This is a genomic window from Marinobacter sp. tcs-11 (genome assembly GCF_002049515.1).
Taxonomy (GTDB): domain Bacteria; phylum Pseudomonadota; class Gammaproteobacteria; order Pseudomonadales; family Oleiphilaceae; genus Marinobacter; species Marinobacter nauticus.
On sequence record NZ_LLYU01000001.1, the window covers coordinates 271,090 to 297,679 of the forward strand.

Here is a 26,590-nt window from a genome sequence, read left to right on the forward strand (position 1 = left end):
CTCAGTCGATGCCCAGAATCTTGTGCATCTGCAAGGTTAACCGCCATTGCGGATGCGCCAGGCAGTAGTCCGTGGCTTTGCGGGTATTGCTTTGCTTGATGGCATCCGGCCCACCCTCCGGCACAGACGGTGAGGCCATGGGTGACAGGAAGTAATGCCTCGCCTGGATGTGCAGAAATCGCTCCGGTGGCGCCAGCGGCTGCGGGTAGACCAGCTTCAGCTCATCACACTCGGCAATGACCACCTCGGCATCGGCTTTCGGGCTGACACACAGCCAGTCGATACCTTCGGGCGCAGGCAATGTGCCATTGGTTTCCACCCCAACCTCAAACCCGGCCCGGTGAAAGGCCCTGATCAAAGGCTCATCCAGTTGCAGCAGAGGCTCACCACCGGTACAGACCACATAGGGCCGGCCAGGAGCATCGGGCCACAGTGACCGGATATGGGCGGCCAGGGCCTCCGGGGTGTCGAAGCGGCCGCCATTCTGGCCATCGGTACCGACAAAATCTGTGTCGCAGAAATTGCACACCGCATTCGCCCGGTCTTTCTCACGCCCCGTCCAGAGATTGCATTTGCTGAACCGGCAGAACACCGCCGCGCGTCCAGCCTGGGCACCCTCACCCTGGAGAGTGTAAAAGGCTTCCTTGACGCGGTACATCAGGCAAGACGCTCGTAGGTCAGTGGATCGGTGACGCCGTTGGCGGCAAAGGCCTCCAGCCGCTCGACGCAGGAACCACAACGTCCGCACGCCTTGTCGCGGCCGTTGTAGCAGGTCCAGGTCTGGCTGTAATCGAGGCCCAGCTTGAGCCCTTCAGCCAGGATCTGGCCCTTGTCCATGGCCATAAAGGGTGCCTCAATGCCCACGGGCTCGTAGTTGGCCACCCGGCACACAGCATCCATTTTTTCAACAAACTCCGGCCGGCAATCCGGGTAAATGGCGTGGTCCCCGCCATGGGCTCCATACCAGACCGCGCCCGCCCCGGTAGTCACCGCATACCCGGTCGCCAGCGATAACAGGATCATATTGCGATTGGGCACAACCGTGGCTTTCATGGTGCCTTCTTCATAATGGCCTTCAGGCACTTCGATGTCGGACGTCAGAGAAGAGCCGGACATCACCTCACTCATGGCACGGATATCAATCACTTTGTGGGGGATACCTTCAGCCCGGCAAACATCGGCGGCCACATCCAGTTCCCGCACGTGGCGCTGGCCATAGTTGAAGGACAGGGCATGTACCTTGAGCCCCCTGGCGCGGGCCAGGTGCAACAGTGTGAAAGAATCCATACCACCGGAATAGATAACGACAACGGAGTCAGTCATGAGGGGTCAGCACCAGTTTTTCAGAAGGGTGTGTCATCGGGCTTTTACAAAGCGTGGCCATATTGTAACAGTGACAAACCGAGTTGGGTTCGCGTCCTGGCAAGATCAGGGGTAAACTCGAAAGAAAACGACAAAGCACCAGCACCGATTCAATGAGCTCAGACTTCAGCCCGGCCTTTATTGACTTTGAGGCGTCCAGCCTCGACCTGATCGCCAGCTACCCGATTGAGGTAGGCATCTGCATGCCCGACGGGGCACTGCACAGCTGGCTGATTCAGCCCCATGTGCTCTGGCAGGACTGGTCTGAAAGCGCGGAAACCATTCACGGAATTTCACGGCAACGGCTGTTGCAGGAAGGCATGCCGGTTAGCGAGGTGGCTCAGCAATTAAACAAGTTGTTGCCGGAGCAGGTATTCTGTGACGCCTGGACTTTCGACAGCTTCTGGCTACACAGGCTATTCCGGGCCGCCGGTGAGGTTCCGGCGTTTCAACTGGAATCCATTTCCATGCTGCTCGACCCGGGCCAGGTACGCCACTGGTCAGGCATCCGCCAGCAGGTGATTGCCGAACTCGGGCTGCCCGTGCATCGGGCAGCCAACGATGCACTCATCCTGCACAAAACCTGGGAACGGGTTATTTGCCGGGGCGAAGCCGCAGTGCAATAACTTCCAGGCCATCTCGGATGGTATGGAGTGTCCAGTAGGTGGCCAGTGCCATCAGCGCGGCACCAGTAACCGTAAAGGACAGGTTCTCACCCACCACTTGCCCCTGCGCCATCACCAGATAAACGGCAACCGCGACAATCAGGGCAATCTCGACAATAAAATCAGAACGGAACTTGTTACGGGCAGGTCCGGGTTCTTCGGGCATTTTCTTCGGTTTCAACCTCTGGATATCAATTGGATAACTGGATGTATTGAGTGGTTGAATTATCGCCAAAGCCGCCATAAATGGCTGTACGAAGTAGTGGCTACGAACTTACCGAGATGGCAAAAAAAACGCAGCCCATCGGGCTGCGTAGAAAGGAGAGATCCATTCGATACCTGCCAGGCAGGTACCGCGGATTGCACAACGTAAAAACACGTGACAGGGAGAAGTATGAGGATTTCCCGCCGGTGCGTCTGTACGGGTTTGCCGAATGGGCTGGGCTATTGCAAACCGTCCAATTGCCTATACACTGATGACTGAACCGAATCCACAGAGCCGATATGACCAGGATGATTTCAAAGCACACCGTATACTCAGCCGCCGGTTGCCAGATTGGGCAGGCCGTGCGTGCCATGGTGAAAGACAGCTAACGGCTTTCGGTCAGTCCCGGGAGCCGTTGCGGCAACCGGGGCAGCTTCTCCGCCAGACCCCGGTTGCCTGTGAGGCTCCGGGGTTTTCTGTTTTTGCAGCCGCAAAACGACAAGGAGAACATCATGAGAAGACATCCGACATCACGTGCAGCGAACCAGCCCATGGCCAATCGTCAGGCTCCGATCAAGCGCCCGGAGAAGCTGCCGCTGCTGGATGCAATCTGCAAGAAACTCAATCAGCGAGTCAACCTGGATGACGAGCAGCGGGTGCTGGGTCTGTACGAGCGGGGCTGGATTTTCAAAGGCGTACTCAGCAATCTGGACGGAGCCGAAGCCCGATATGTCCGGGCGCTGGCCACCCGCTACAACTCCTGGATTGCCCGCCAGGTCGCCTGAGCAGGTTTGCCGCCACGACCGCAGGCTGGACCGGTCAATGATGCCGGTTCAGCCCATCCATCATCGACAGATCACCGCCATGGACCATGGCGTAGTTGTTCACCACATCGTAAATCTTTTCCTGGGAGTAGGGCTTCACTACATAGCCATTGGCGCCGGCACTGATGGCACGTTGAATACTCTCAATGGAATCGTCTGCCGTGACCAGCACAATATGCTGGTTCTCCCGAACCTGTTTGAAACGGGTCATCAGTTCGTGACCGTTACCATCCGGCAGTCCCAGATCCAGCAGAATGATCTGGAACTCACTGGCCTCGAACGCCGCCCTGGCAGACGCAGCGTCCGCACATTCAGACACGCTGGTAGCACCGGCTTTGTAAAGCATGTCGACCAGACGCTCCCGCATCACCGGCTCATCTTCGACCACCAGTACTCTGAGATCACTCATTACACTCTCCTGTTCTGTGCCCTGGCTCAGTAGGTATCGTTGCCGGTTCGGCGCGGCAAGTCCAGAGGTGCGGGCCCGGGGCGGACATCAACCGGTTCATCACCGGTGGGCCCACCATGGTCACCGAAGGACGGTGGCGCGGTCACCCGGGTGAGAATATTGGCAATGCTAACTGCCGTTGTATAGAGGGAAATGGAGACAATCAGCAGTACCGGCTGCACAAAGGCCACAAAGCCCGGAATCTCCGCGTTCCCGGTCATACTCAGGATCAGGATGATGGCCGGCCCAAGGACCACGAACAGCGTCAGGGCAATAAAAAACACAATCCGCTCTTTGTAGCGCCCCAGATCGCGATTGGTCACCAACCCCAGCACAAATTTGCCGATAGCCAGGCCGGCCAGAATCGCCGCAGCAATACTCAGGTCGGGCCGCATCAGGGACTGGTACAGGTTGCCATCCCAGAGCCGCTGCATGGCAATGACAAGAAACGGAAACAGTACGAACAGTATGTCGGCGTATGTGCCATACATCATGCTCAGGGAATAATGTTCCTGTTTTTGGTTATCGCTCATTGGCCTGTTCCTTTGTGGTTTTCGACGACCTCTGGTGGCCCTCAAGGGCCCGGTCAATCATGGCGTTCAGGGTGGTCAGTTCCTGTCGAATCATCCCTCTCTCTCCGGGGCTTGAGCGTACACATCGCTCAAGTATCCCTGCCTGTTCTGTCATCAACGGATAGCCCATGGCACCGGCAGTGCCCTTGATCTGATGGCTCTCGGACTGCAATTGCTGCAACTGTCCCTGGGCCAGTGCGGCTTCCATGCGCCGCTTTCGCTCAGCCAGGCCATCCAGGAAACGGTTCACCAGCGGACCAATGTCATCGTCAACCGCCTCGCCGACCCATTGTTCCACCGGCAGATAGCGATCCAGCAGGGCCTGCAGGTGGGCATGGTCAATGGGCTTGTTCAGCACCCCGTCGCAACCGGCCTCCAGCAAGGCTTCATTCTCTGCCTGATCACCAGCGGTAAAGGCAATGATCGGCCGCCGGAAGCCCGCCTGGCGCAAAAGCAGGGTGGCCGCAACGCCGTCCATGCCGGGCATGTGGCGATCCATAAGCACCAGTTTCACGGTTTCCGACAGGGCCCGGCGAACCGCCTCTTCCCCATTGGTCACCAGCAAGGGCTCTGCGCCGGTGCGGCGGAGCATCCGCTCCACCAGCCCACGGTTATCATCGTTGTCTTCGGCCACCAGCACCTTACCGCTGTACCGGTGACCCGAACCCACCGCCGTTTCCGCCGACAACGCCAGGTAACGGGCCAATACCTCGTAAAAGCGCTGCTTGTCGATGGGTTTGGCCAGGTGATCATTGCATCCCGCCAGACGATATTCAGCGATATCCTCGGCCATGACATTGGCCGTAAGCGCAACCACCGGGGTGTTAACACCTGCTTCCCGCAACGCCAGGGTGGCATCCCGGCCATTCATCACCGGCATCTGGATGTCCATCAGAATCAGATCGAAGTGCTCGCGGGTGGCGCGCTCCAGGGCTTCCGCGCCATTACTGACATGCACCAGCTCGGCACCGGTGCGCCCCACCAGCAACGACACCAGCCGGCGGTTTACATCGTTATCCTCGGCACAGAGGATGCGGCCCGACAACCGGGGCGCCATGACCATGGCAATGGCCCGGCGCCGCTGGCTGAATTCCGAGGCATCCCGCAGGAAATGAACCTGCGCGAGTTCACCGGTGCTGATGCACACTTCAAATTCACTGCCTTCACCATAGGTGCTGGACACCCGGATATCGCCGCCCAGCAGTTCCGCCAGCCTCCGGGATATACTGAGGCCGAGCCCCGTGCCGCCATACTGGCGGGAAATGGCGGTGCTGCCCTGGGCAAAGGGGTCAAACAGACGGTCCAGCTGTTCCGGCTTCATGCCAATCCCGGTATCTACCACCCGGGCGTAAAGCTTCTCGGCGTCGCGGTCACAGCGAACAATCAGGGAGATAGACCCATTTTCCGTGAACTTCAGGGCATTTCCGCACAAATTAATGATAATTTGCCGGTAACGGGTTGGGTCGGTCCGGATCTTCTCGGGCAGGGGATAATCGCAGATGATACTGAAATCCAGGCCCTTTTCCCGGGCCCGGGGGGCGAAGAAGGCGCGGATTTCATCCAGCAACTCCGGCAGATTGACCGGCACCACATCAACATCCAGCTTGTTGGCGTCGATCTTTGAGTGGTCGAGGATATCGTTCACCAGCTCCAGCAGGTGTCGCCCGCTGCGAACCACCGTTTCAGCGCTGCTGCGTTTCTCGGTTTCGTTCAGATCCGGGTCCAGAAGGGTTTCACCATAACCGATGATGGCCGCCAGCGGGGTCCGGATTTCATGACTCATATTGGCCAGGAACTGGCTCTTGGCCTGAGCGGAATTCCGCGCCAGCTCTTTCTCCAGCCGTTCCTGCTCCCGCTCCCGTTCAATCTGCAGGCGCTGATGGCTTTCTGTGGCGTCAATACAGGTGCCTTCGAGATGCATGGGCAGGCCCTCGGCATCATACACCGTGTGCAGGGAGATAGTGGCCCAGCGCTCCTCGCCCTGACGGGTCAGGTAACGGGCCTCAATCCCCTTGACCGTGCCCCGGGCTTCCAGTTGCTCAACCACCAGGCGCCGCAACCGCTCATCGGCAATGCAGGTTTCCAGCACATCCGGGTTTCGCACCAGCAGCTCGCGGCTGCTGCTGTAGCCCAGCAACTCGGCCATGGCCGGGTTGGCGGTCACAAACCGACGTTCCGGTGACATCTGGAACACGCCTTCAATGGCGTTATCAAACAGCGACTGGTAACGCCTCAGGTTTGCCAGAGCGCGCTGGTTCCAGGCCAGGGCCTCGCCCTGAACCTGCTTGATTCGGTCAGCCAGGGCAAAGGAAAACAGGATGATCTGGGCCGTCAGGCCGAACTGTGGCGAATAGCTGGTAAAGGTATTCAGCGGCAGGTAACCCATCACCGTCAGCGCATAGATACCAAACCCGATCAGGGCCAGGGTCCAGGCAAAGAAATAGGAGCGTGCTGCCGGGTTGTAATAGCGCCAGGACAGATAACTGACCACAATCAGAATGATACTGAGCAGAATCGAGCCGACCACAATCCATTCCATGGCCACCGAATAGGGCATGAAAAACGACAAACCAAAGGTGGTGACGACAGAGGTCAGACATAACCGGAGTACATGATCCAGATCGGGCGAGCGTTGCCGGGTTTCCAGCAGCGAACGGGCCATCAACAGGCCAAAGAACCAGGTCAGGATAATCTGGAAATGGAGGTATTCCTTGTTGAGCAAGGCTGGCCGGCTATCCAGCAACTGAACCCCGTGCACCTGTTCGGTACCGATGAAGACCGCCGCACATACCAGGTAGAGCACGTAGTAGATGTTGCTGCGCTCCCGCACCGATACCGCCACAAACAGGTTGTAAGCCAGGATAGCCAGGATGGCACCCAGCAGCAGCCCGCGTACGGCTTCGTCGATGGAGACCTTTTCTATGTAACTGTCCGGGTGCCAGAGGGTAATCGGCAGGCGGAAGGTGTTGGTGTTGGTAATGCGCAGGAAAACCGTGGTGACGGTGTCTGGCGACAATCTGAGCCGGAAGGTCGGGTTTGGCACGGCCAGATCCCGGTCGTCCCAGCTGTCCAGATACCCGGTCTGGCGCTGTTCCACCAGTTGCCCATCCCGAACCAGATACAGCCGAACGTCGTCCACCAGTGGCAGCGCCAGCTCCAGTATCCAGTCCGAGCGGGAGGTTAAACGGCGGGTGCTCAGGTCGAAGCGGGTCCAGTAGGCGGAGCCGGTATAACCGAAGTTAAGCACGCCACCCTGGTGACGGGTCAGCGTGTCCTCGCCTGCGGCGCGAACCTCATCAATCGTCAGTGACTGCTGCGGATCTTCCAGATACCAGAGGCACTCGCCCAGATCCGGAATGCTATCGGTGTTGTGATCCAGCATGATCTGCCCATCCCGGCAGGCATTCTGGGCCTTCGCCACAGATGGCAAAACCAGAACGGCCAGAAACAGGAGCAGAACCACCGTCCGCACCGGGATATGGGCAAACCGTTGCTGCAAAATGTGATCTCCGCGCGGGTAGCTGCGTGCTTTATCGTTTATTGTCAGCACTCGTCACTTTAGCCGTTCACACGTTTTTTCGCACCCCGGGGTCACCTGAAATGAGACATTCCTGCCTTTTTGCTGCTGTTTCACTCACGTTACTGACACTCAGCGGTTGCCGGATAGAGAGCAGTGGCGATTCCTCATCGACGTTGAATCCGGCCAGTAATGTTGATCTCACCTTTTCCAGCTTTACCTTGACGGAGCAGACCAGCAACACTCTGTTTGCCGACCTTGTCCGGGCCGTGGAGCCGGATGCCAGCATCCCCGATGCGACGGAAGCGGAAAACGTGGCCACCAGCATTCGCAGTCAGCTAGCCCTGTTTGCCGGGCTGGACTACACCAGCGATGCACCGCCCCGCATAAACTCTGTCAGAAATCCGCTGGATCTTATTCGTCGCGTAATCGGTGAAAACGAGGTCGCTAATTTCCAGGAGGGGCGGCAATACATGGTTCGGCGCATAGAAAAGGAAGAGGCCGGGGAATACAACAACCGCACTAATCGGGTACAGGTTCGCTTTACCGACCAGACTGCTGCTCTGGAAGGCAAGCCGGTGCAGGAATACAACTGGCAGTACCCGATCGTGAAGTGGGTTTATACACCGGATTCTTCTAACCGGGTAACACGTGTGCTTACCTGGGCAGCTTCCGGCACTTTTCCCGAGGAATCCACACGGCCCAGTGCGACCCTGGCGACCCAGTTCACTCCCGCCAGCTTTTCCTCAACCGGATACAATGACGGTGCCAGAACACAAACCGAGGGTTCAATCGTCATTGAAGGTGAGCGTGAGCTGTCTTTCACCCGAACCTATGAGGGGCTCGATTCAGACACCCTGATTATTGACGGCACCACGATAGGCACCAAAGACAACAGTGAAGGCGGGCCGGAATTCGAATTTGCTGGCGAACTCGTCGACTGCGTGAAAATCCGCATGGATTACGATGCCCCGAAAGTAATGGTATTCACCTCATATAATGAGGCGCCCGGCTCCAGCAATTACTGTTCTGAGAAAACGGAGGCGGACTACCAATATGCCACCATGCACACCGGCCTGAGGCCCTGATTGTTTACTGCAGATCCCAATTCTGCAGAAAGCCCTTTTTTCGGCAGATCATCCGTTCATACGTGGAAATCATGATGGCTGCGTGGGGGGCTTTGGTCAGGCGCAGGGTTTCAATCCGGCGTTCCAGGCGCTGCACTTCATCGCAGATCTGTTGCTGTACGTGGGAACGGACGCTGTCATGCTGATCAAGCTTGACGCTACGCTGCTCAGGCGGGGGAAATTGCGGCTTTTCCATAGTTAACCTCGTCCAATGAGTGTGGAAAACATCCTTATTGACTAATGCCAAGTGTGCCGAACTGTCAGACAAAGTGCAATTGCAATGAACAAGCTTTCACTTTTTTTGACAGATTCTGGCGTCAGGTCTTGGGCGCCAGGGCCTGACGCCTTAATGAAACGCTCAGGCCGCCACCAGTCTCCGCTGGTTTTCCGGCAACACCGGGAACTGCTTGCAGACAGTGTAGACGAAACGGGCCAGGGCCGGTAAGTGATGGCCCACAATCGGAAAACCGGTGTTCAACAGGCTGACGGAAATATCCCGGGCCGGGTCCGCCCAGCACAGTTTATTGATCAGACCGACATGGCCAAACGCATAACGGCTTTGCTGGCCCCAAAGGCCAACAGGATTGCTGCCCAGCATCATGCCGGCACTGAATCGCATGGGCACCAGCATGGTTCTGTCCATCTGCAATGAGCCAAATTGCTGAATGGCACGGCGAACCGTGAGTTCACTGCAGATGCGCTTGCCATTCCAGATACCACCATTGAGCATCATCTGAAAGAAGCGACCCATTTCTTCGGCCGTGCCGCACAGATTTCCGGCAGGGATCACAGCCTCCTGGAAGCGGGGGTCGTTGGTGACTTTCTCCACCGTCCGGATATCGCCACCCAGCGCGCGATTCACCACCCAGGACACCGGAAATCGGGGTGTGGGCCCGGTCGCATAATTGCTGGCCAGCTCATGCAGGTGTTCGGGGGCGATGCCGTAGGTAAACCACTTCATACCCATGGGTCGGCGCAGGTAACGATCCAGGTAGTTTTCAATGGTGTCCCCGGTCACCTTTTCCAGAACCCGCTGCAACACAAAGCCACCGGTAATGGCATGGTAGGCCACCTTGGCGCCGTCCACTTCCACCGGCCTGGCGGCGCAGAGCAGCCGCCAGATTTCGTCGCGGTCCCAAAGCACATCGATCGGGGTTTCCCGGGGTATCGCAGGGATACCGCCCCGGTGAGAGAGAATCTGGTGCACAGTAATCGTGCGCTTGCCGTTACGGGCAAATTCCGGGCAGTAGTACGACACCGGGTCCATCAGGTTGACCAGCCCCTGCTCGGACAACATATGCATGAGCAGCGCAGTGACTGCTTTGGAGGCGGAAAAGAAACAGATCGGGGTGTCAGTGGTCATGGGAATGCGCGGCAACGAGGCCGGATCGTGAGGACCATTACCCCGCGCGTGCCCGAGCGACCGGTGCAACACCTGCTCGCCCCGATAACGCAGGGACAATTGAATACCTGGATGCACTCCGGTTCTGTACAGGGCCTCAACACTGCGCCACACAGCGTCGGCGGCATCGCTGTGGAGTCCGACCCGATCCGGGTGTTCACCGGCGGTGTCGCGAAAAGTCACCGGGGTCAGATCCCGTGGCACATCACAGGTATGCAGGGCACGGCGGGCGAGTGAATGCATGATAAACGCCTTATCAGTCTTGTTATTGGTTGGTGCGCCAGAGGTTTTTCAGCCAGGACCGGAAAACGTGACTATCTGAAACCATTATGGACTGGCTGAACCGCCTGTGCCATGGCGATACAGTTCCGACCCTGTTTTTTGGCCCGATACATCGCCTTGTCGGCGGCAGCGCAAAGCGCATCGAGCGTGTCGCCATGGTCGGGAAAGACCGCCACGCCAATACTGATGGTCAATCGAATGTTGTGGCCGGATTCCAGGGCCACCGGCTGATTACAGACACGCTGGCGCAACCGCTCTGCCGTTTCCTCCGCTTCCGCAACGTCCATTTCTGGCAGAATAAGGACAAACTCCTCGCCCCCGAAACGGCCCAGGGTATCAACACTGCGGACGCTGTCCTCGAGCAGACTGCTGATGGAACAGAGCACGGAATCCCCTGCAGCGTGACCCCAGGTATCGTTGATTTCCTTGAAGTGGTCAAAGTCGATCCACAATAACGCGAGGGGACGGTTGTACCGACGCGCCCGCTCCAGCTCTTCGATCAGCACCCGTGAGCACTCCCGGCGGTTGAGCACGCCGGTCAGTGAGTCCCGCGTCGCCAGTGCTTCGAGCTCGTTTTCCAGTTGCTTGCGGTCGGAAATATCCAGAATAATGCCCTCAAGCACCATGGTGCCGTCATCATCCAGCACACCGCAGCCCCGCTCCCAGACCCATATCTTCCGGCCGTCCTTGCGGGTAATGGCGTACTCGACGGAAAAGGACTCATCTTTGCGGACCGCCGCTTCCACTTCCTGCGCGACCTGTCCGGCATCTTCCTCATCCATCAGGGCCGCGTAGCTGGTGGTTCGATTACGAATCAACTCATTAGGTTGATACCCCGTGAGATCGGCACACCCGGCCGATACGAACAACATGGTCCAGTCTTCGTCGGGCAGGCAGCGGTAGGCCATACCCGGCAGGTTATCCATCAGCACCGTCAGCTGTCGTTCACGGCGGCGGAGTGCGCGGCGCTGGTCGGCTTGCAGGGACAGCAGCAGGCGATCCTTGTGGAGCTGGCGCAGAATCACTGTGAACAGCACCAGGCCGGTCACCACGACAAACAGAAATCCTTTCCACGTCTGTACCAACGACAACATGCGGGCATCTGGAAACCAGAGCTCGACGATACGATCCGAGAAGGTAATCCAGATAAGCCCGGCCACCAGATACACCAGTGTTGTCCAAAGCGCCCGTCTTCGCGGACTGTGTCTTTCCTTCAGTCGGGTCAGCCCCGAATAATCCGGCCGTTCTGGCTGCATGCCAATTTCCTTGTCGCCTCAAGCTTCCTATACAAAAAATAGACAGTTACGACTCATGAGTCGAGAAGGATTTGCAGTTTCAGTCGGGATCGATGACACTAAACGTGACACATAATCGCGTTATGGATAACAAGAATGAGATTGCACCAGCATCTGCCTCGGGCCATTGTGGCCACCATTACCATCGGCCTGGCTGCCTGTAATGGCGGTCACAGCCCATCCGCTGCCGTTCAGGCCCATGCCGCCAACAGCAGCCCGGCGAGCCCGGAACTGGCCGCGGTTTACCAGCGGTCCTGCCAGGCCTGCCACGCCCGAGGCACCTCGGATGCCCCCTTGACCGGCCACGGCGAGGCCTGGCAGCCAAGGCTGGCCAAAGGCATGGAAACCCTCGTGGATAACGTGGTCTCTGGTATCGGTGGCATGCCACCCTACGGGCTCTGTATGGACTGCAACGCCGAGCAGTTCCGCCAGCTGATTCGCTTTATGGCCACACCCGCCGAAGCGGAGGACCACTGACGATGCAACAGCGCCATTTCCTGCAGTTACTGGTCAGCACTGCCATCGCCAGCCATCTGACCGGTGCCACCGCCAGTGAGAGCGCATTGCCGGCTGCGGGCGAGCCATCACAAAGCCCTTTGCCCTGGCGAAACTGGTCCGGCTCCCAGACCTGCCTGCCCGAAAACCGGATTGCTCCGGCCAACATTGACGAGCTCCGGCATCTGCTGCAGAACCCTGACCATGTGGGGACTACCATACGGCCCGTGGGGTCCGGGCACTCATTCTCGGCCCTGGTACCCACCGACGGCATTCTGGTCTCATTGGCGCGCATGACCGGTGTTCTGAGCCACGATGATCAGCAGTGCCAGGCCCGCATCGCTGCCGGAACCCTGCTGGGGCAGGTAGGCCGGCCGCTGGACGCCATCAACCAGGCATTGTTCAACATGCCGGACATTGATCAACAGGCATTGGGCGGGCTGTTAGCCACCGCGACCCACGGCACCGGCGCCGGGTTGATGAGTCTGTCCGGCTATGTCGAAGCCCTCACGCTGATGACCGCCGGGGGCGAACTGCTGGAATGCAGCCGGCACCAGCACCCGGAGATTTTCCACGCCGCCCGGGTTGGCCTCGGCTGCCTGGGCATTGTGACCGACGTGACCCTGCAGAACACCCGACCTTACCGGTTGCGTAAGACCACCGAGTGGCTGCCACTGGACGACATTCTGGATGCTGCCGATGCCCGCGCCGACCAGCATCGCAACTACGAGTTCTATTACATTCCTTTTTCCGGCATGGGTTTTACCAGCCAGCATGATCTGACCGACGAACCGGTATCGGCCACCACCCAGCTGGACCAGAACGACGGCGCCCGGGATCTTCAACGGGCGCGGGACTACCTGGCCTGGTCGCCCCGGTTACGCCGGCTGATCCTGGGCGGCTATATCCGCTCCCTGGACAAAGAAGTGAAAGTGGCCGCGTCCTGGCAGAACTACACCAGCGACCGCAATGTCCGTTTCAATGAAATGGAATACCATTTGCCGCGGGAAAACTGGCAGGCGGCCTTCCGGGAGATTGTGTCTGTAGTGGAAGCACAATTTCCCGAGGTGTTCTTTCCCTTCGAGGTTCGCTTTGTGAAGGCCGACGATGCCTGGCTCAGCCCGTTTTACCAGCGTGATTCCGTTTCCATTGCAGTACACCGGTTCTTCGAGGAAGACTATCAACCCATGTTCACAGCGCTGGAGCCGATTTTGCTGCGGCACGGCGGCCGGCCCCACTGGGGCAAGCTCAACACCCTCAAGTCCGGCGATTTCAGGGCCCTGTATCCCAGATGGCAGGATTTTCTGGAGGTGCGGCGCAGCCTGGACCCGGGCGGGCGGTTTCTCAATCCTTACCTGGCGGGCCTGTTCGAGACGGCGGGGGAGAGCGCGTAACCATGGCCCACAGTGATGCCTTCGTTCGACAACGTCGCCGGCTTCTGCTCGGCGCCACCGCCCTGGGTGCCGCCGGCGCCCTGGCCTGGTTGCGACCAGAAGCCCGCCGGGACGGACATAACCTCTATTTCCGGGCTCTGGACGTTGCCCTTACTGAAGCCGGCCAGGCAACCCCCACGCTGGTGCTGGATCAGGCCAGGCTGGAGCACAACCTGTCGGCCCTGAACAGCCACCTGAACGGCGAATACCATTACCGCATTGTGGTCAAATCACTGCCGTCACTGCCGCTTCTGCAACGAATCATGGCGGCCACCGGCAGCAACCGGCTGATGGTTTTCCACCAACCCTTTCTCAACACCGTGGCCGAGGCCCTGCCTCAGGCGGATGTGCTGATGGGCAAGCCGCTTCCGGTGGCCGCCGTTGACCGTTTCTACCAGCAGCTCACATTCAGTACCAGCGGCTTTCGGCCAGAACAGCAACTGCAATGGTTGGTGGATTCCCGGCAGCGGCTTGAGGCCTATGAAGGCTTCGCCCGGGCACAACAACGCCGGCTGCGGATTAACCTGGAGATCGATGTTGGCCTGCATCGTGGCGGGTTTACCGACACCGGTGACCTAGCTCGGGTCCTCACCATGATTGAACGCTCGCCCTGGCTCAGTTTCAGCGGGTTCATGGGCTACGAACCTCATATCATGAAAGCACCGGGGCCAGCGGCCTGGCTGCGGGACCGGGCCATGGCGCGGTATCAGGATTACGTGTCCACCGCCGAGCAACACCTGGGACGCTCACTGACAGACCTGACACTTAACACCGGGGGATCCACCACCTATCAGCTCTATCGCGGGCTGTCCGGCGAGCTGCCCGTGAATGAGCTCTCCGCCGGTTCCGGCCTGGTAATGCCCACGGATTTCGACCTGCCAACACTGTCTGACCACCGGCCCGCGGCGTTCATTGCCACGCCGGTCCTGAAGCTGCTGGCAAGCACCCGAATTCCCGGTGCACCCGGGCTGGGCAGGCTGCAGGCTCTGTGGAACCCGAACCGGGCCCGCACGGCTTTCATCTACGGCGGCAACTGGCCGGCAACGCCGGTGTCACCGGCAGGATTAAGCGATAACCCGGTCTACGGCCGATCCAGTAATCAGGAAATGCTGAATTTCGCCGATGGGCTCGATCTGGCAGAGGGCGACCGGGTGTTCCTGCGGCCGCACCAGAGCGAATCGGTCTTCCTGCAGTTTGGAGACCTGGCCGTCTTCGATCCGACCCGGGGAGCGATTACCGACCGCTGGCCGGTGTTCCGGGAAGGATGAACTCGTTGGCGGCACATGCTTTAATCGGTGCTACGTTCGATCCAACCAACAGGAACCGTCATGACCCCCGCAATCAACGCCGCCAAACAGGCCCAGGTGAATTTCATCCTTCACGAGTATGAGCACGATCCGGCTGCGGAAAGCTATGGCGAGGAAGCGGCGGAAAAAACCGGTGCGAACCCGGCCCAGGTGTTCAAGACCCTGGTAGTCAGCCTCGATGGTAAGAATCTCGCGGTGGGCATCGTACCGGTCACCGCCATGCTCGGTTTGAAACAGATTGCCAAGGCTGCCGGCGCCAAGAAAGCCGTCATGGCCGACAAACAGCTGGTGCAGCGCACCACCGGCTATGTCCTGGGTGGGGTCAGTCCCCTGGGCCAGAAAAAACCTCTGAAAACCTTCATCGACCAGTCTGCCGAGGGCTTCGAAACGGTCTTTGTCAGTGCTGGCAAACGGGGCTTGGAAATCGAACTGGCACCCGCCGATCTGGCCCGACTGACCCAGGCCCGGTTCGCTCCGCTGCAACAGGAGTAAGGGGGTGAATCACGCCAGCGACCTGATCCTTATCGGTAGCACCCTGCTGCTGGCACTCGCGGCCCACGCCGTGGGCCAGAAGGTACACGTGCCCCGGGTGACCCTGCTGCTGTTGCTGGGCGCCCTGGCTGGACCGGATCTTCTTGACCTGCTGCCGGATAACGCAGACCAGAGCTTCAGCCTGATTACCCAGTTAACCCTGGCGATGGTGGGGTTTCTGCTGGGTGAACGAATGTCGGCACGGGATCTCAGGCAGGGAAAGGAAGCGCTGATTGTCAGCCTGGCCGTCACGTTGCTGACCGCCATGGCCGTCATCCTGGCGGTCTGGGCCGTAACCGGCAACCTGCCGGCGGCTCTGCTGCTGGGCGGCATCGCCACCGCCACGGCACCGGCAGCGACCCTGGATGTCCTGCGCGAAGCGGGCGCCAACGGTCCGCTCACCCGGCTGGTGTTTCAGGTGGTCGCCATCGACGATGCCTGGGGCGCCATACTGTTCAGTGTTCTGTTGGTGGCGGCCGGTCTGTTGCTGGGCAACGGCGACCTGAGCGGGCCCACGGCCATGTTGCACGGGCTCTGGGAAGTGGCAGGCTCGGTGCTGCTGGGTATGGTACTGGGGTTTCCCATGGCCTGGCTGACCGGGCGGCTACGGCCGGGTGAACCCATGCTGCTGGAATCCGCCGGGTTTGTCTTTGTCGCGGCGGGGCTGGCCAGCTGGTTTGGCCTGTCGTACCTGCTGACCTGCATGACTCTGGGCATTGTGGTGGCGAACCGAGCCCGACATCACGTTCGGCCGTTCCGTTCCATCGAAGGCATTTCCGAGCCCTTCCTGGCACTGTTTTTCTTCATGGCCGGCTACCAGCTCGACTGGCTGGCGCTACCCACCCTCGGTGCGCTTGGCCTGGCCTATGTACTGGCCCGCATTGGCGGCCGGCTGGCCGGTGGTTACCTGGGCGGCCTGCTCGCCGGCTCCGCTCCGGAAACCCGGCAACGTATCGGTGCCTGCCTGATGCCCCAGGCCGGCGTTGCCCTGGGCCTCGCCCTGGTGGCCACCGAACGGCTGCCGGAGCTTGGCTACATTCTGCCTCTGGTGATTGGCGCTACGGTGGTATTCGAGTTGATCGGCCCGCCAATGACGCTGCTTCAGCTACGCAAGGCCGGTGAAACCGGACAGGGCTACCAGGAAGAGCCAGACCAATAAAAAACCCGGTGAGCTTCAAGCGCACCGGGTTTCGGGGATTCATGCCGGGCCCGTGGCCCGGCTGAAACACTGGCCTTACTTCACGGAATCCCGTGCCTCGGCCAGGATCTTGTTGAAAGTGGCGCTCGGCTGCATAACCTCGCACACCTTCTCCATGGGCGGGTGGTAGTAACCACCGATATCGGCCGGATGGCCCTGCACCACGGTCATTTCTTCCAGGATCTTGTCCTTGTTCTCCTCCAACTGGGCAGACAGCTTGGTGAAGAATTCTTTCAGTTCCTTGTCTTCATCCTGTTTGGAGAGCTCTTCCGCCCAGTAGCGGGCCAGGTGGAAGTGTGAACCACGGTTATCCAGCTCGCCGGTTACCCGCGACGGAGACTGGTTGTTTTCCAGCAGTCGCTCGGTGGCCTTGTCCATAGTCTGGCCCAGCAGGCGGGCACGCTCGTTGTTCTGCTTCTCGCCCAGCTCGTCCAGGGACACCGCGGTGGCCAGGAACTCACCCAGGGAATCCCAGCGCAGGTGGTTTTCCTGAATCAGCTGCTGTACGTGCTTGGGTGCGGAACCGCCGGCACCGGTCTCATACAGACCACCGCCGTTCAGCAGCGGCACGATGGACAGCATCTTGGCGCTGGTGCCCAGCTCCAGGATCGGGAACAGGTCGGTCAGGTAGTCACGCAGCACGTTGCCGGTGACAGAGATGGTGTCCAGGCCGCGAATCAGACGCTCCATGGTCCAGCGAATGGCGCGAACCGGAGACATGATGCGAATGTCCAGACCTTCGGTGTCCAGTTCAGCCAGGTAGGTTTTGACCTTCTTGATCAGCTGGGCATCGTGGGCACGCTCATCGTCCAGCCAGAATACGGCCGGCATGCCGCTGGAGCGGGAACGGTTAACCGCCAGCTTGACCCAGTCGCGGATCGGCAGATCCTTGGTCTGGCAGGCACGCCAGATATCGCCTTCCTCAACCTTGTGCTCGGTCAGGACAGTGCCGTCTTCGGCCACAACGCGCACGACACCGTCTTCCTTCATTTCGAAGGTCTTGTCGTGAGAGCCGTACTCTTCGGCTTTCTGTGCCATCAGGCCCACGTTCGGAACGGTACCCATGGTGGTGGGGTCAAACGCGCCGTGGGTCTTACAGAAGTTGATCACTTCCTGGTAGATGGTGGCGTAGGTGGACTCCGGCATCACCGCCTTGGTGTCCTTCAGCTTGCCATCACGGGCCCACATCTTGCCGGAGTTACGGATCATCGCCGGCATGGAGGCGTCGACAATGACGTCGCTCGGCACGTGCAGGTTGGTGATTCCTTTAACAGAATCGACCATGGCGATTTCCGGACGGTGCTCGTAGCACGCGTGCAGGTCTTCCTGAATCTGCTCCTGCTTGGATTCCGGCAGTTGCTTGATCTTCTCGATCACGGACGACAGGCCGTTGTTCGGGTTAACGCCGATTTCCTGGAACAGCTCACCGTACTTGTCGAACAGCTCCTTGTAGAAAACCTTCACCGCGTGACCGAACACGATCGGGTGGGAGATTTTCATCATGGTGGCTTTCACGTGCAGGGAGAACATCACGCCGGTGTTCTCACAGTCGGCGATGGCGTCCTCAAAGAACTTCACCAGCGCCTTCTTGCTCATGAACATGCCGTCGAGCACTTCGCCTTCCTGCAGCGGCAGGTCGGATTTCAGAACGGTCTGTTCGCCCTTTTTGTTCTCGAACACGATGCGGGCGTTGGTGGCCTTGTCCAGGGTCACGGACTGCTCGCTGGAGTAAAAGTCGCCACCGCGCATGTGCGCCACGTGGGTACGCGAGGCCGGACTCCATTCGCCCATGGTGTGCGGGTACTTACGCGCGAAAGCCTTGACCGCGGCCGGCGCGCGACGATCGGAGTTACCTTCACGCAGCACCGGATTAACGGCACTGCCCAGCACCTTGCTGTAGCGGGCGTGAATTTCTTTCTCTTCGTCGGTCTCCGGGTGCTCCTTGTACTCGGGCACCTTGTAGCCTTGCTCGTTCAGTTCTTTGATCGCGGCACGCAGCTGCGGAATGGACGCGGAGATGTTCGGCAGTTTGATGATGTTGGCGTCCGGATCCTTGGTGTACTCACCCAATTCAGCCAGGGCATCCGGAACCCGCTGGTCTTCCTCAAGGTAGTCCGGGAAGCCTGCCAGAATACGCGCCGCGAGAGAGATGTCGCTGGTTTCGAAGTCGATGCCAGCCGGCTTGGCGAAGGTTTCCAGGATGGGAAGCAGTGACCGGGTCGCGAGGGCGGGGGCCTCGTCGGTCAACGTGTAGACAATCTTGGCTTTGGATGATGTCATTTTCGTCCTCAGGCTATTGGGTGGGTTCAGGACGGTCATGGCGCGGTCGGGCGTCTTGTGAACGTCCGGTCGGGCCAGTGACTGATTCGGAACTTTTGATAGACCTACTAAGATAGCATTTTTTACAAAATTTTGGTTACGATCTTAGTATAAGAACGGACTTAAAATGCCTGATCTTCCGTGACAGGACGATGAAATGGCGGGAATTTACGAAACTTTCTAACATTTATCAGGTATGGGGTAAGCGTGACAGGGGGAGAGCTTTCCAAAACACGCTGTGAATACCTCCCTGTACGCTCTGCTCCGCCATCCATGGCTCCGCAAGGTTTTGGAAAGCTCTCCCCCTGCCACGCCCAAACGATGTACGGGTAGTCCAATTTCATCGTCGCAGAGTTCGCAAATATGGGCTGTTTTGTCGACAAAACAGCCCATATCGGCACACTTCACATTCCCCTTTATCCAGAATCAGTCGGGCAACAACCCTGCTTGCGCCAAACGTTCCCGAATCCGGTCCAGCGCTTCCGGGTTGCCCAGTGCATCCCGGTTGTCGGCTTTCCTGGAGCCGTTGATCAGCCGGGCCACCGCGAGTTCCACTTTTTTGCCACTACGGGTGTAGGGAATGTCCGGCACCTCGACAATGTGTTTGGGTACGTGCCGGGGGCTGGCGCCTTCGCGGATTCGGGTTTTCAGGGTTTTGATCAGGTCGTCGGTGACAGTCTGGCCGGCGACGTTGATGACGGGGGGCCATACCTAGTTGGAATGTTACCCAGATTTATTGACAGGCTCTGATACTTTGATCCCTACTCACGAAAACAGACTCTTCCCTTTTCGTGGTACCACCTCTTGATCTCATTAACGATGCCTTGGGGAGAATCCTCGCGGTCAGTCTCTGGATAGAAAATCAAATCGCTTTTTGCAGGGTGCTCAACCAGCTCATTGAATTGGTCAACAAACTGACTTTCCTCATCTTCAGTAATATCCTCATTCCAAAACCAGTTTAGAGCAGCAATGAACTCTTCTTCGGTATAGTCACTCAATCGTTTTTTTTGCAGTTTCATTATGTCCTCCGGTGGACCTGAATATGCCTGAAGGGGGTTACCACTCTCAAATTTTCAACGTCGTATACGGCGCCCCCGTTTCCTATTTCTTCTACATGGTGAATTTCAAACCGGTTCCTTTTTCCGGCTTGATCATTAAGCCTTGTAAAAGGAGCTCTGCCGGCCCTGATGGTTTTTTGATTTCGAGAACTGAACTGCCCCATGAGTTCCGTATCCTTTGCCACCTCAAGCCAAAAGGCCTCACGGAACCGGTCAAAATTCGCAAATTCACGCCCCCTGAGCCGATCTGCGATCTGTGCAGGTATCGGCGCTCCAAGATCTCTTGAAGCACTCTCTAACCAGATTCCGGTAATTTCTTCTCCACTTCCAGTGACCACCCCTCGTTCATCGCGAGCAGTCTTCCGGAAAACCAAATACAACGGCTCAATCCCGCTGTCCGCCGGAAAGCTCACGATCAGCTCAACCTGATCCTCAAAGGGCTGCTGGTAGCCGGGTGGCGAATGTTCCTGGCCATCATCCTGGATGGGTGTCACCAGAATGCTGTAGGGATCAATACCGGAATCCGCCGGGTATTCGATGCTCACTACCGGGCGGTGGCCGCTGTCATCCGGGTACCATACAAGGGTGAAGTCGTCATCAACCACCACTTCAAAATTCTCGCCCTTGAGCTCTGCGTGAGCAACCGGAACCCGGTCTTTGTATCCGGTGCTGTCGTTAACGTGATAGCCAGCCACCCGGAGGTTCCCGGTGGCATCCACGTGCAGATGAAAGCGTACCCGAATGGCCGCCTCGGTCATTTCTCGGAGTTCTTCCTCCGTGTAAAGGGTGCCGTCTCCGAGCTTGGATGGCCAGAGAGCCAAAAGCACTGAACTGGCAGCAGTACTCAGTACACTGGCACCGACGCGGGCGGCCATGGCCCAGCCTTTTGCCAGTCTCATTGCCGAGCCGGAGATCAGGCCCAGCGGCCGCAAACCGTTTGCACCAGGGCTGGTGACCGTGGCGGGGGCGAGCATCGCTAATGTGCCGAAGTTGCTGGCCTTTTCCTCGCCCTCATTACTGTCGGTATCCCCGGAGGGGCGGGTGCAGGACTTGGCAAACACCTTGGGACCCAGGGGCGGGAGCCCGAAGTTTTCTGAGATCACCACGGGCGGAGGTAAAGGCGCGTTGGCCGGCTCAATCACCGGAGCTTCCGGCGTATAGTCGAGTTTCGTCGGTGGCGACAAGCTATCGGCGTGGGCTTGCCCAGCGGCGCCTGAACGAAACGGCTGCTTGTTTTCGAACCGTGTTGTTAAGGCGGTGAGCGCACTTTCGGCAATGGCTCCAGAGGCACTTTCCGCGGGAACAATACTCCCGGAAATCAGCCTGAAGACGGGAACCGCCGGGATTTCTTTCAGCAACACCAGCTCGCCACTGGCAAGCTGGTCTCGTATACGGGCAGGGGTATAACTGGAACTCGGGAGATAGCTGGCCAGTTCCTTATCGGAGTACTGGTCCCAGCCACCCTCGATCATCAACGCTTCGTGAAGCGCAAGCGAGTGCGGGTCTGCTATTTTGGTCACGTCCGTGTTTCCACAAAGTATTAATCGGCACAATCCATGCCTGTAGTGTTGGCAAATGTACCTGAATCACCGAGCGAGTCCAAGCCTACATCCGGAACTCTCGTGGTACTAAGTCGTAAGCCGGCCCTCGCTAACCAGAAGCATTGCATTCATGGCCATCCCTGGCAGATCAAATCACCTTGCGAGCAAACCAGTCTCCACCAACCGCTCACGTATCCGGTCCAAGGCTTCCGGATTGCCAAGGGCATCCCGGTTGTCCGCTTTACTTGAGCCATTGACCAGCCGGGCCACCGCGAGTTCCACCTTTTTGCCACTGCGGGTGTAGGGAATGTCGGGCACTTCCACGATGTGTTTGGGTACGTGCCGGGGGCTGGCGCCTTCGCGGATTCGGGTTTTCAGGGTTTTGATTAGGTCGTCGGTTACAGTCTGGCCGTCGGCCGGGACTACGAACAGGACCACTTCCACGTCGCCGTCGATCTGGCGTCCGACAACCAGGCTGTCTTTGACCGCGTCAACGGTTTCCACCTGGCGGTAGATTTCAGCGGTGCCGATTCTGACGCCGCCGGGGTTGAGGGTGGCGTCGGAGCGGCCGTAGATGATGGCGCCGCCGTGTTCGGTGAATTCGATGAAGTCGCCGTGGGCCCAGACGCCGGGGAAGGTGTTGAAGTAGGCATCGCGGTAGCGTTCACCGTCCGGGTCCTGCCAGAAGCTGACGGGCATCGAGGGCAACGGTTGGCGGCAGACCAGTTCGCCCCGGCCTTCGCTGACCGGCTGGCCGTCGTCGCCGTAGGCGACCGCGTCCACGCCCAGGAAGCGGCACTGGATTTCGCCTCTTCGTACCGGTAACAGTGGTGTTGATCCCACAAAGCAGCCGCAGATGTCGGTGCCACCGGCGATGGAGCCCAGCAATACGTTGGGAGCACCGTCGGTATAGATCCAGTCGTAGTCTTCGGGCAACAGCGGGGAGCCGGTGGAGAACACCACGCGCAGGTGGCTCTGGTCCAGGGTTTTCGCCGGTTGCAGTTCAGCTTTGCGGCAGCCGGCGATGAAGCGGGCGCTGGTGCCGTAGTGGGTGACCCGTTCTTTGGCCACGGTTTCCCACAGGAAGTTCAGGTTCGGGTAACCCGGGGAGCCATCCACGGTGATCACGGCGGCGCCGGTCATCAGGGCAGAGGCCTGCCAGTTCCACATCATCCAGCCGCAGGTGGTGAAGTACAGGAAGCGGTCTTCCGGGCCAACATCACCATGGAGCATCAGTTCCTTGGCGTGGTTAACCAGCAAGCCGGCAGTACCGTGCACGATGCACTTGGGTTTGCCGGTGGTGCCGGAAGAATAGAGGATGTACACCGGATGGTCCGGATCAACCGGGGTGAACGAGGGCGCCTGACCTTCACCGACCTTCAGGGCATCATCCCAGGTGGTAACCAGTTCGCCGGGGATCGGTGCTTCATCGGGCAGTTGGGCAATGCTGACCACCACCTTCAGGGAGGGCAGGCCAGCGATCAGCTCGGCGAAGTCGGCCTGGCGCGCGAACACTTTGCCGCCATAACCGTAGCCGTTGACCACAACCAGGGCTGAGGGCTCGATCTGGCCGAAACGGTCGTTGATGGCGCCGATGCCGAAGTCCGGTGATGCGGAGCTCCAGATCGCGCCCAGGCTGGTGGCCGCCAGCATACCCACCAGGGCTTCATAGCCATTGGTGACCACACCCGCCACCCGGTCGCCCTTGGTAATGCCCTTGCTGCGCAGGAAGGCTTCCAGAGCACCGGCGTCGGCTTTCAGTTCGGCGTAGGTCTTGCGCAGTGCCGGGCGGGTTTCGCAGTAGGCCACCACCGCTTCTCTATCAGCATGGTCGCCGTCCGCCAGCCGCAGCAGGTTGGCGGCAAAATTCAGTTTCATGCCCGGGAACCATTCCGCACCCGGCATTTCCCGGTTGCCAAGCACCTGTTGGGCCGGTGTCTCGCAGACCAGGCCGCAGTAGTCCCAGACCTTCTGCCAGAAGGTGTCCAGTTCGGTGATCGACCACTGGTGCAGGGCGTGGTAATCATCAAAGGGGCCAAAGCCCTGTTGCTCCAGCCAGGCCTTGAACTGGCCCATGCGGGAACGGGTGAGGGTGTCCTGGTCCGGGGTCCAGACAACCGGTGATTGTTCTGTGTTGCTCATCCGTCTCTCCAGAAAATTACTGCATATGCCAGCCGTGGCTGACCACGATCGACTGGCCGGTCAGGGCAGCGGACGGGAAGGCTGCCAGATGCACCGCCAGTTCTGATACGTCTTCCAGGGTGGTGAACTTCCCGTCCACGGTGTTCTTGAGCATGACCTTGCTGATCACTTCTTCTTCGGAAATGCCCAGCTCTTTGGCCTGCTCCGGTATCTGCTTGTCCACCAGCGGTGTGCGTACAAAGCCGGGGCAGATAATGTTGCTGCGTACCCCATGCTCGGCACCTTCTTTCGCCACCGCCCGGCACAGGCCCAGCATGCCGTGCTTGGCGGCGACGTAGGGCGCTTTCAGGGGCGACGCTTCCACCGAGTGTACCGAGCCCATATAGAGCATAGTACCCCCACCTTGGGCGTACATCTGGCGCAGGGCCGCCCGGGTCACCAGGAAGGCACCGTCCAGGTGCACGTTCATCACCTTGCTCCAGTCGGCGTAGGCCAGCTTGTGCACCGGGTCGATGTGCTGGATACCGGCGTTGGCCAGGGCAACATCAAGCCTGCCCCATTGTTCAACAATGCTGGCCACGCCCTGGTCGACCGCCTGTTCGTCGGTGACATCCATGGCCAGGGCCAGGGCCGTGCCGCCGGCCTGTTCAATGGCAGCCACGGTGTCGGCGGCACTTTCGAGGGTCAGGTCTGCCACCGCCACCCGAGCCCCTTCACGGGCGTAATGTTCAGCAATGGCGCGGCCAATGCCCCGGCCAGCGCCGGTAATCAGGGCAACTTGATTGTGAAGACGCATGGTCACAGTCTCCTTTCAGGATTGGAATTGTTATTGGAATCCGGAGAGAGGGCCGGTCAGCCCCCTCCGTATACCTCGTTGGGCAGCCAGGTGGCCAGCGGCTCGAACCAGAACACCAGGGCCAGCGCCAGCAACTGCAGGGCAATAAACGGAAGCACGCCCAGATAGATATGCCGTGTGGTGATGCCCGGCGGGCACACGCCCTTGATATAGAACAGTGAGAAACCCACCGGTGGCGTCAGGAACGAGGTCTGCAGACAGATGGCGAACATGATGGCAAACCACACCGGCTCCACGCCCATCTTGAACAGCACCGGCGCCACCAGCGGCAGGATGATCAGGGTGATTTCCACCCAGTCCAGGAAGAAACCGAGCAGGAAGGTGATGAACAGCACCGTCAGCAGGACCCCGGTGGTACCGAAAGGCAGCCCGGTAATGGCGCTTTCAATCACCTCGTCACCACCCAGGCCACGCAGCACCGAGGCAAACACCGTGGCACCGATAAAGATGCCGAAGATGAAGGCCGAGGTGCGGCTGGTCTGGTACAGGGATTCTTTCAGTGTGGCCATGTCCAGGCGCTTGCTGACAAAGGCCATCAACATGGCGCCACCGGCACCCACGGCCGAGGCTTCTGTGGTAGTGGCAATGCCGAAGAAAATCGAGCCCAGTACGGCAATGATCAGGGCCATCGGCGGCAGCACCGCTTTCAGCACATCCAGCCAGGCCCGGGCATCCAGCGGCTCCCGGTCCTTCGGCGCAGGCGCCAGGTCTTTTTTCAGGAACGATGCTATCAGAATGTACAGGATGTACATGGCCCCGAGCATGATGCCCGGAATCAGCGCCCCCATGAACAGCTTGCCGACCGATGCATCTGACGTGCCCAGGCGGTCCGCCATCAGCACCAGCATGATGCTGGGCGGCACCAGGATACCCAGGGTGCCCACGGAACAGGCTGTGCCCACGGCCAGGGATTTGTTGTAGTTGGCCTGCATCATCGGCCCCAGGGACAACATGCCCAGCAAGACCACGGAGGCCCCGACAATACCGGTGGAGGCGGCCAGCAGCACGCCGACAATCACCACGGTGATGGCATAACCGCCACGCAGCGGGCCAAGCACCCGCACCAGGCTGTGCATCAGTTTCTCGGCAATGCCGGAACGGTCCAGCATGATGCCCATGAAAATGAACATCGGCAGCGCCACCATCAATTCATTGGCGACAATGCCGTATATTCTGGCATCCAGCACCCCCATGGTGCCTTGCCAGGTAAACCAGAGCGGGGAGTCGAAATACTCCACCATCACGTGTCCGACAATGGCGAACACAAGTCCAATACCCGCCAGTGACCAGGCTACCGGGAACCCCAGCAGCAGGAGCACCATGAAGCTGGCGAACATGGCGATAACAAGAATCGCTTCTACACCCATGACGTCTGCCTCGTGATTCAGGGATTGGGATGGCCGGTAGACCGGCGATCGTCTTCAGGGGGCGTTACGGCCCGGGGGAACCCGAACAGGAACGTGGCGCAACGCAGGAACCGGGAGAACAGCGCGATCATCACGAAGATCAGTCCCAGCGGCAGCATGCTTTTGAAAATGAACCGGTACGGCAGACCACTCGGGGCCTGGGAACGCTCGCTGTAGGTCCAGGCTTTCCAGGCGTAGGGCACCAGCACTTCCACCATCAGGTAGATCACCGGCAGCGCAAGCAGGGCAATGCCCAGCAATTCAATGACGGCCTGGGCCCGGGGCGGGAACTTTTCTTTCAGCACGTCGACCCGCACGTGGTCGTCACGCACTACGGCGTAGCCCAGGGTCAGCATGGTGGCGGTGCCAAACAGGTGCCAGGACAGCTCTTCCAGTGCAATGGAGCCCTGGGACAGCACGTACCGTGAAAACACGTTGATAAGCACCACCACCAGTACGCCGATCCACAGCCAGGAAGCAAAACGGCCGACCGCCACCACCAGGCGATCCAGGCGCCAGGCCAGGGCGTTGGTGGGCAGAAAATCCTCGCCCGGTGCCGGGGACTGCTCACCCCCGGAGACATTGGTATCAGTCACAACAACCTC

The 26,590-nt window shown here is 59.3% G+C and carries 24 protein-coding genes and 1 pseudogene; 8 read left to right on the forward strand and 17 right to left on the reverse strand.

All coding sequences use genetic code 11. From position 1 onward, the window contains the following. Position 1 precedes the first annotated feature (1 nt). Together queE and queC are read right to left on the reverse strand one after the other, a co-directional pair. Positions 2 to 658 (reverse strand): 7-carboxy-7-deazaguanine synthase, encoded by a 657-nt coding sequence (queE, locus tag ARC85_RS01210; protein WP_114434682.1) that lies wholly within the window; start codon positions 656 to 658, stop codon positions 2 to 4. Next, on the reverse strand, positions 658 to 1,323 hold the full coding sequence (queC, locus tag ARC85_RS01215; RefSeq protein WP_272998915.1) for a 7-cyano-7-deazaguanine synthase QueC: 666 nt from the start codon (positions 1,321 to 1,323) through the stop codon (positions 658 to 660). The genes queE and queC overlap by 1 nt, the downstream gene beginning before the upstream one ends. Before the next feature lie 152 nt (positions 1,324 to 1,475). On the opposite strand from queC, the gene ARC85_RS01220 reads away from it, so the two are divergent. After that, complete coding sequence (locus ARC85_RS01220; RefSeq protein WP_022991828.1) at positions 1,476 to 1,988, forward strand: 3'-5' exonuclease; 513 nt, start codon at positions 1,476 to 1,478, stop codon at positions 1,986 to 1,988. Here ARC85_RS01220 and ARC85_RS01225 read toward each other — a convergent pair. After that, the gene (locus ARC85_RS01225) at positions 1,957 to 2,193 is read right to left on the reverse strand and encodes a hypothetical protein (RefSeq protein ID WP_014420082.1); all 237 of its coding nucleotides are present in this window, start codon (positions 2,191 to 2,193) and stop codon (positions 1,957 to 1,959) included. The two genes, ARC85_RS01220 and ARC85_RS01225, sit on opposite strands and share 32 nt — an antisense overlap. A gap of 551 nt (positions 2,194 to 2,744) precedes the next feature. On the opposite strand from ARC85_RS01225, the gene ARC85_RS01230 reads away from it, so the two are divergent. Then, positions 2,745 to 3,017, forward strand: a complete 273-nt coding sequence (locus ARC85_RS01230; RefSeq protein ID WP_031209774.1) for a hypothetical protein — start codon at positions 2,745 to 2,747, stop codon at positions 3,015 to 3,017. Between the two features lie 34 nt (positions 3,018 to 3,051). Here the strand turns inward: ARC85_RS01230 and ARC85_RS01235 are convergent, their stop codons facing one another. The 3 genes from ARC85_RS01235 to ARC85_RS01245 are packed head-to-tail and all read right to left on the reverse strand — an operon-like array spanning position 3,052 to position 7,575. Continuing rightward, complete coding sequence (locus tag ARC85_RS01235) at positions 3,052 to 3,465, reverse strand: response regulator (protein WP_011783682.1); 414 nt, start codon at positions 3,463 to 3,465, stop codon at positions 3,052 to 3,054. 26 nt (positions 3,466 to 3,491) lie between these two features. Further along, entirely contained in the window at positions 3,492 to 4,037 is a 546-nt protein-coding gene (locus tag ARC85_RS01240; protein ID WP_222534168.1) for a hypothetical protein, read from the reverse strand. Next, positions 4,027 to 7,575 carry a 7TM diverse intracellular signaling domain-containing protein gene (locus ARC85_RS01245; protein WP_286714173.1) on the reverse strand — a complete coding sequence of 1,183 codons (3,549 nt, stop codon included), beginning with the start codon at positions 7,573 to 7,575 and terminating at the stop codon, positions 4,027 to 4,029. Before ARC85_RS01245 ends, ARC85_RS01240 begins: the two co-directional genes overlap by 11 nt. A gap of 101 nt (positions 7,576 to 7,676) precedes the next feature. Between ARC85_RS01245 and ARC85_RS01250 the strand changes: the two genes are divergently transcribed. Beyond that, positions 7,677 to 8,681, forward strand: coding sequence for a hypothetical protein (locus tag ARC85_RS01250; RefSeq protein ID WP_278351378.1), 1,005 nt, complete (start codon positions 7,677 to 7,679; stop codon positions 8,679 to 8,681). Positions 8,682 to 8,685: 4 nt separating this feature from the next. On the opposite strand, the gene ARC85_RS01255 is transcribed toward ARC85_RS01250, so the two are convergent. The 3 genes from ARC85_RS01255 to ARC85_RS01265 all read right to left on the reverse strand — a co-directional run bounded on the left by ARC85_RS01255 (position 8,686) and on the right by ARC85_RS01265 (position 11,660). Further along, entirely contained in the window at positions 8,686 to 8,916 is a 231-nt protein-coding gene (locus tag ARC85_RS01255) for a hypothetical protein (protein ID WP_041656059.1), read from the reverse strand. A 162-nt stretch (positions 8,917 to 9,078) separates the two neighbouring features. Continuing rightward, complete coding sequence (locus ARC85_RS01260) at positions 9,079 to 10,365, reverse strand: serine hydrolase domain-containing protein (RefSeq protein ID WP_286714174.1); 1,287 nt, start codon at positions 10,363 to 10,365, stop codon at positions 9,079 to 9,081. Between the two features lie 71 nt (positions 10,366 to 10,436). Further along, positions 10,437 to 11,660 carry a sensor domain-containing diguanylate cyclase gene (locus ARC85_RS01265; protein ID WP_153739727.1) on the reverse strand — a complete coding sequence of 408 codons (1,224 nt, stop codon included), beginning with the start codon at positions 11,658 to 11,660 and terminating at the stop codon, positions 10,437 to 10,439. Positions 11,661 to 11,795: 135 nt separating this feature from the next. Here ARC85_RS01265 and ARC85_RS01270 point away from each other — a divergent pair, with 135 nt between their 5' ends. The 5 genes from ARC85_RS01270 to ARC85_RS01290 are packed head-to-tail and all read left to right on the forward strand — an operon-like array spanning position 11,796 to position 16,624. Next, positions 11,796 to 12,176, forward strand: a complete 381-nt coding sequence (locus ARC85_RS01270; protein ID WP_041654417.1) for a c-type cytochrome — start codon at positions 11,796 to 11,798, stop codon at positions 12,174 to 12,176. 2 nt (positions 12,177 to 12,178) lie between these two features. Further along, the gene (locus ARC85_RS01275; RefSeq protein WP_286714175.1) at positions 12,179 to 13,588 is read left to right on the forward strand and encodes a D-arabinono-1,4-lactone oxidase; all 1,410 of its coding nucleotides are present in this window, start codon (positions 12,179 to 12,181) and stop codon (positions 13,586 to 13,588) included. Between the two features lie 2 nt (positions 13,589 to 13,590). Then, a complete protein-coding gene (locus ARC85_RS01280) occupies positions 13,591 to 14,895 on the forward strand; it encodes a DSD1 family PLP-dependent enzyme (RefSeq protein ID WP_226596885.1) in 1,305 nt (434 codons plus the stop codon). A gap of 60 nt (positions 14,896 to 14,955) precedes the next feature. Continuing rightward, a complete protein-coding gene (gene ybaK / locus ARC85_RS01285; RefSeq protein ID WP_286714176.1) occupies positions 14,956 to 15,426 on the forward strand; it encodes a Cys-tRNA(Pro) deacylase in 471 nt (156 codons plus the stop codon). Positions 15,427 to 15,430: 4 nt separating this feature from the next. Further along, positions 15,431 to 16,624: a cation:proton antiporter gene (locus ARC85_RS01290; RefSeq protein WP_121208062.1), complete on the forward strand. Its 1,194-nt coding sequence runs from the start codon at positions 15,431 to 15,433 to the stop codon at positions 16,622 to 16,624. Positions 16,625 to 16,699: 75 nt separating this feature from the next. Here the strand turns inward: ARC85_RS01290 and ARC85_RS01295 are convergent, their stop codons facing one another. From ARC85_RS01295 to ARC85_RS01330, 8 genes and pseudogenes are all read right to left on the reverse strand, one after another. Then, entirely contained in the window at positions 16,700 to 18,943 is a 2,244-nt protein-coding gene (locus ARC85_RS01295; protein ID WP_011783670.1) for an NADP-dependent isocitrate dehydrogenase, read from the reverse strand. Between the two features lie 465 nt (positions 18,944 to 19,408). Continuing rightward, positions 19,409 to 19,666: pseudogene (locus ARC85_RS01300) on the reverse strand (acetoacetate--CoA ligase); the annotation flags it as partial. Positions 19,667 to 19,743: 77 nt separating this feature from the next. After that, complete coding sequence (locus tag ARC85_RS01305; protein WP_106694168.1) at positions 19,744 to 20,001, reverse strand: bacteriocin immunity protein; 258 nt, start codon at positions 19,999 to 20,001, stop codon at positions 19,744 to 19,746. Then, positions 20,001 to 21,560, reverse strand: coding sequence for an S-type pyocin domain-containing protein (locus ARC85_RS01310; RefSeq protein WP_141066733.1), 1,560 nt, complete (start codon positions 21,558 to 21,560; stop codon positions 20,001 to 20,003). The genes ARC85_RS01305 and ARC85_RS01310 overlap by 1 nt, the downstream gene beginning before the upstream one ends. Positions 21,561 to 21,734: 174 nt before the next feature. Next, complete coding sequence (locus ARC85_RS01315; RefSeq protein WP_286714177.1) at positions 21,735 to 23,723, reverse strand: acetoacetate--CoA ligase; 1,989 nt, start codon at positions 23,721 to 23,723, stop codon at positions 21,735 to 21,737. A gap of 16 nt (positions 23,724 to 23,739) precedes the next feature. Beyond that, entirely contained in the window at positions 23,740 to 24,519 is a 780-nt protein-coding gene (locus ARC85_RS01320) for a 3-hydroxybutyrate dehydrogenase (protein ID WP_199452049.1), read from the reverse strand. Between the two features lie 56 nt (positions 24,520 to 24,575). After that, positions 24,576 to 25,946: a TRAP transporter large permease gene (locus ARC85_RS01325; RefSeq protein ID WP_023011958.1), complete on the reverse strand. Its 1,371-nt coding sequence runs from the start codon at positions 25,944 to 25,946 to the stop codon at positions 24,576 to 24,578. A 17-nt stretch (positions 25,947 to 25,963) separates the two neighbouring features. Then, positions 25,964 to 26,581: a TRAP transporter small permease subunit gene (locus ARC85_RS01330; protein ID WP_014420064.1), complete on the reverse strand. Its 618-nt coding sequence runs from the start codon at positions 26,579 to 26,581 to the stop codon at positions 25,964 to 25,966. Between the last annotated feature and the right edge of the window lie 9 nt (positions 26,582 to 26,590).

Bases quoted from the DNA above. Each gene is read 5' to 3' on its own strand.
- ARC85_RS01295 (WP_011783670.1), bottom strand. From the start codon at position 18,943: ATGACATCATCCAAAGCCAAGATTGTCTACACGTTGACCGACGAGGCC.
- ARC85_RS01270 (WP_041654417.1), top strand. From the start codon at position 11,796: ATGAGATTGCACCAGCATCTGCCTCGGGCCATTGTGGCCACCATTACC.
- ARC85_RS01320 (WP_199452049.1), bottom strand. From the start codon at position 24,519: ATGCGTCTTCACAATCAAGTTGCCCTGATTACCGGCGCTGGCCGGGGC.
- ARC85_RS01240 (WP_222534168.1), bottom strand. From the start codon at position 4,037: ATGAGCGATAACCAAAAACAGGAACATTATTCCCTGAGCATGATGTAT.
- ARC85_RS01225 (WP_014420082.1), bottom strand. From the start codon at position 2,193: ATGCCCGAAGAACCCGGACCTGCCCGTAACAAGTTCCGTTCTGATTTT.
- queE (WP_114434682.1), bottom strand. From the start codon at position 658: ATGTACCGCGTCAAGGAAGCCTTTTACACTCTCCAGGGTGAGGGTGCC.
- ARC85_RS01250 (WP_278351378.1), top strand. From the start codon at position 7,677: ATGAGACATTCCTGCCTTTTTGCTGCTGTTTCACTCACGTTACTGACA.
- ARC85_RS01230 (WP_031209774.1), top strand. From the start codon at position 2,745: ATGAGAAGACATCCGACATCACGTGCAGCGAACCAGCCCATGGCCAAT.
- ARC85_RS01280 (WP_226596885.1), top strand. From the start codon at position 13,591: ATGGCCCACAGTGATGCCTTCGTTCGACAACGTCGCCGGCTTCTGCTC.
- queC (WP_272998915.1), bottom strand. From the start codon at position 1,323: ATGACTGACTCCGTTGTCGTTATCTATTCCGGTGGTATGGATTCTTTC.
- ARC85_RS01325 (WP_023011958.1), bottom strand. From the start codon at position 25,946: ATGGGTGTAGAAGCGATTCTTGTTATCGCCATGTTCGCCAGCTTCATG.
- ARC85_RS01305 (WP_106694168.1), bottom strand. From the start codon at position 20,001: ATGAAACTGCAAAAAAAACGATTGAGTGACTATACCGAAGAAGAGTTC.
- ARC85_RS01220 (WP_022991828.1), top strand. From the start codon at position 1,476: ATGAGCTCAGACTTCAGCCCGGCCTTTATTGACTTTGAGGCGTCCAGC.
- ARC85_RS01275 (WP_286714175.1), top strand. From the start codon at position 12,179: ATGCAACAGCGCCATTTCCTGCAGTTACTGGTCAGCACTGCCATCGCC.
- ARC85_RS01265 (WP_153739727.1), bottom strand. From the start codon at position 11,660: ATGCAGCCAGAACGGCCGGATTATTCGGGGCTGACCCGACTGAAGGAA.
- ARC85_RS01235 (WP_011783682.1), bottom strand. From the start codon at position 3,465: ATGAGTGATCTCAGAGTACTGGTGGTCGAAGATGAGCCGGTGATGCGG.
- ARC85_RS01260 (WP_286714174.1), bottom strand. From the start codon at position 10,365: ATGCATTCACTCGCCCGCCGTGCCCTGCATACCTGTGATGTGCCACGG.
- ARC85_RS01315 (WP_286714177.1), bottom strand. From the start codon at position 23,723: ATGAGCAACACAGAACAATCACCGGTTGTCTGGACCCCGGACCAGGAC.
- ybaK (WP_286714176.1), top strand. From the start codon at position 14,956: ATGACCCCCGCAATCAACGCCGCCAAACAGGCCCAGGTGAATTTCATC.
- ARC85_RS01255 (WP_041656059.1), bottom strand. From the start codon at position 8,916: ATGGAAAAGCCGCAATTTCCCCCGCCTGAGCAGCGTAGCGTCAAGCTT.